Source organism: Neisseria sp. P0021.S007, assembly GCF_051956855.1.
The window spans coordinates 1-1,256 of record NZ_JBQCXA010000094.1; the positions used below are offsets into that span (position 1 = coordinate 1).

Annotated in this window: 1 protein-coding gene; it reads right to left on the reverse strand. The window is 50.4% G+C overall.

Annotation, left to right across the window (positions count from 1 at the left end; translation table 11 throughout):
- Positions 1-1,014: cell division protein ZipA C-terminal FtsZ-binding domain-containing protein (locus ACTHUR_RS11380; RefSeq protein ID WP_440398641.1), on the reverse strand; the 1,014-nt coding region annotated here is incomplete at its 3' end.
- Positions 1,015-1,256 lie beyond the last annotated feature (242 nt).

Here is a 1,256-nt window from a genome sequence, read left to right on the forward strand (position 1 = left end):
GTTGTCCAACAGAGGATTGGTAAACGGTTTGTTGTCCAAAGTATGGATGGAGAACAATTGAGGGTTGTTGTTGTCGCCGAAATGGAACGCGCCGTCTTCGCCCAGTTTGAAGCCTGTATCTTCCACGGCGGCACGCAATTCTACGCCGCTGATATTGGAATGGGAAACTAAGTGAATGGCGATGGTTTGGTCAACACGCGCACAGAATTGGTCGAGGGCTTGCGCGACTTCGGTGAAAGCGTCCAAGTCGGTATGCAAAACTTTGCCGTCCATCAGTTGGGCAAAAGCATCAACCTGTTGGTCGAATTGTTGCAACTCTTCACGCGCGGCCAAACCGTTGCGGCTGACAGCTTGCAGGCCCATGACGAAGCCTTGGTAGTAAACACCCGGAATCGGCTCGGCAACGCGGAAATGATCGTCCATGGTGCAACCGATGATTTGGAAGCGGTGAGTGCCGGAAAGGCGCGGCAGGGCGTGCAATTCTTGGGCTTGTTTCAGGGAGATGTAGGCCATGTAGTCGAAGCGCGGGTCAAACCAAGGTAACTCGACTTGAGACAATTCATCCAAGCTGATCAATGGTACTTGTGCCACAGGCTCGGCTGTGGTTTCAACCGGAGCAGAAGCGGCTTCGGCTGGGCTTACGGTAATTTCGTTGTTCAAGCCGATAACGGTGTGTTGAACTTTTTCTTCTGCGGAAAAGTCGTCTTCCACGGCCAGCTCGACATCGGTTTTAAGTTGGGCAGGATGAGCCAGTTTGGCTTTTGCCGCGTAGATTTCATCTTGCTCTTGCAGGTTGCGCAATGCCTCTTCGGTTTTTTTGTTTTTCTTGATAAACAAACCTTGGCCGCCGGTTTCTTTGCTGTCGCGGACGTGCTTGGTTTTGCTGGTCAAAAGTGCATCCTTATCGGAATGGCCGAATTGTTCGCGCACTTGTTTGCGGTATTGGTTTTCCTGGTACATATTGTAACCGATGACAGCCAAAAGGGCGGCGAGGGCTAAGACGATGAAAATCATGGAGTAATCACTTTTTAAAAAGGCAGCATTCCGTCTTTTTCAGGGTGCGGAATCTTGCTGCGTGGGAAGTTCGTTGGAGCCGGACTTTATGCGTCCGAATGAATAGCTGAATTATAACGAAAATAAACGGTTGTGACAGCATTATGTCTGCCAATCAGTGTTCAGGCCGTCTGAAAGTTATCCGTGCCGGATGGGGAAACCTGCTTTTTGAAGGCGTGGCCAATCGAAGAAATGTCCAGGAT